2 protein-coding genes are annotated in these 2249 nt (G+C 39.8%); both read right to left on the bottom strand.

Going from position 1 to position 2249, the window contains the following annotated elements; all coding sequences use genetic code 11:
- Nucleotides 1–205 precede the first annotated feature (205 nt).
- On the bottom strand, nt 206–916 hold the full coding sequence (gene rimM / locus FJR08_RS11575) for a ribosome maturation factor RimM (RefSeq protein WP_168633259.1): 711 nt from the start codon (nt 914–916) through the stop codon (nt 206–208).
- 5 nt (nt 917–921) lie between these two features.
- The gene (locus tag FJR08_RS11570) at nt 922–2205 is read right to left on the bottom strand and encodes a valine--pyruvate transaminase (RefSeq protein ID WP_168633303.1); all 1284 of its coding nucleotides are present in this window, start codon (nt 2203–2205) and stop codon (nt 922–924) included.
- Nucleotides 2206–2249: the final 44 nt, after the last annotated feature.

The raw sequence follows: 2249 nt of genomic DNA, 5'->3' as shown, positions 1-2249 counted from the left end.
TCTTCCAAATGCTTCGCCCCTACTGATAACTGACAACTAACTAGTACAAGTTGGCGTAAATAACATGACCATTAAAAGCTCAGAAAATTTGATTGATTACAAGGCTTGAAAATGCTTCGTTCACTTACGCCACAGTGTACTAGTTAACATTTCCTAATTACTTAGTCATCTTTTTTCTGGCATTTTCCCACTTTTTCCGCAAGCCCTAATTATTAATTGACAATAAACCGGGGGGAGGAATAATTTCAACTCGACGATTTTCTAAATCAACAACAGGAACAATTTCCATCACAAAAGGAATTAAAACAGTTTTTTGTACTTTATCAGTTGTCAACTCTTCGTTATTAGTGATAAAAGCAGGATCAAATTTAACTTCCAATAAATCATGACCAGAAGGTAAGATATCCACCACCGTTCCCACAAATTCCCCAGATGATTGCATAAAGACCTGCAACCCTAGCAAATCTAACACATGAAATTCACCTTCATCCAATTCTGGGCGATCGCTCACAGGCACAAAAAACCGACAATCACGCATATTTTCAGCTTGATGGCGATCGCTCACTCCCTTCAATTTAATCACATAAAGATTCTTATTCTCAATATATCGCCCATTTAATAACTCCACAGTTTCAAGTTCCGTTTCCCCAGGACGTAACAACCAGCGTTTTCCCGGTTCTTCAAAGCGTTCAGGAAAATCCGTATTAGGATAAACCCGCAACTCCCCAGTTAAACCTTGAGGTGAGACAATTTTGCCAATTTCCAACCAATCATCGAGATTGGGAATTGGGAATTGGTGATTGGTAATTGGTGATTGGTGATTAGGAACAGGTACTTTTTGAGCTTTTCCCCCTGCACCCTGCACCCTGCTTCCTTCCTTCTTCTTCTTCGTGTTCTTCGCTTCTTCGTGGTTCATTTTTCTTACACACTTACAGCCGCACTTTGATAAACCCGTTCAGCAACTTTTGCTAAACGCTGCATACCAATAGTAATTTCCTCATCACTACCTGTTAAACTAATTCGCAGACATTGGTGTTTGTGTTCCCAGTCCTCCTTTAAACCAGGGAAGAAACTACTACCAGGGACAAGAATTACACCCACTTTCTTTAATTCCTGGTAAAATTCCCAATCAGTCATGGGTAGATCTTGCAACCACAACCAGCCAAAAATCGCCCCTTCACCACGATGTAAGAACCAGGGTATATTCTTAGGCATAGCTGCTTCTAATGTACTTTCTAAGACATCAAACTTTTGCTGATAGAAAGGACGAATCACATTTTCCGCGATATTTGCTAATGTACCTGATTCTATCGCTCTAGCTGCGATCGCTTGACCATATCGAGAAGAATGAATTCCCACATTGGTTTGGAAACATTCCAAAACTTGAATCAGGTTTTCATCTCCAATGGCTACCCCAATCCGTTCTCCAGGCAAACCTGCTTTTGATAAACTCATACAGTGGAGAATATTTTCCCCAAATATCGGAGTCATTTCTGTAAAATTCAAAGCTGGGAAAGGAGGTGCATAAGCCGAATCAATCAATACAGGTACATGATGGGGTGCAGCTAAATCAGTGATTTTATTTACCTCATCATTAGTCAAAACATTACCCGTCGGATTACAAGGACGGGAAAAAATCACACAACCAGTATTTTCTGTAATCGAGAGTTGGTTAAAATCAGGGCGATATTTAAATCTGTGTGCGTCTGCGTCAATATCCAGAGTAGGCTTATAAGCAACCAAAGCCTCTGGGAACAAACAAACACCACCATAGCCAGTATAATCTGGACTTAACGGCAACACAATTTCTTTCAAATTGCCATCTTCAGTATAGCCACCAAAAGCATTAGCGGCGTAAAAATAGATAGTTTGACTACCCGCAGTAATTAAAATATTCCGCTCAGTTAAACTTAACCCATAACGCTGGTTAAAATCCTGAACAATCGCCTCAATTAATGGTGAATAACCTTGACTTGAACCATAACGACAAACAACTTCACCATATTCAGAACTGGCTAATAAATCTGCCGTACAATCCCGCCATAACTGTTCTACCTCTGGTAAAATCAACGGATTGCCAGCGCTCAAATTATATAATTCCTGTCCCTTACTAGCTCTGAGGGTTTCATTAATATCTTTCATAATCGCTCTTACGCCAGTTAAGTTGGACATTTGAGCGCCAATTTTAGTAAGGGCAGGTTTTATCATGTTTGTTACAGACTGAATTAATCGCAAAAGTGGTTAAACCA

Source organism: Dolichospermum sp. UHCC 0260 (genome assembly GCF_009711985.1).
In the GTDB taxonomy this organism is placed as follows: Bacteria; Cyanobacteriota; Cyanobacteriia; order Cyanobacteriales; family Nostocaceae; genus Dolichospermum; species Dolichospermum lemmermannii.
The sequence above is the reverse complement of the archived record's forward strand: the minus strand, read 5'-3'. Positions and strand labels throughout refer to the sequence as shown.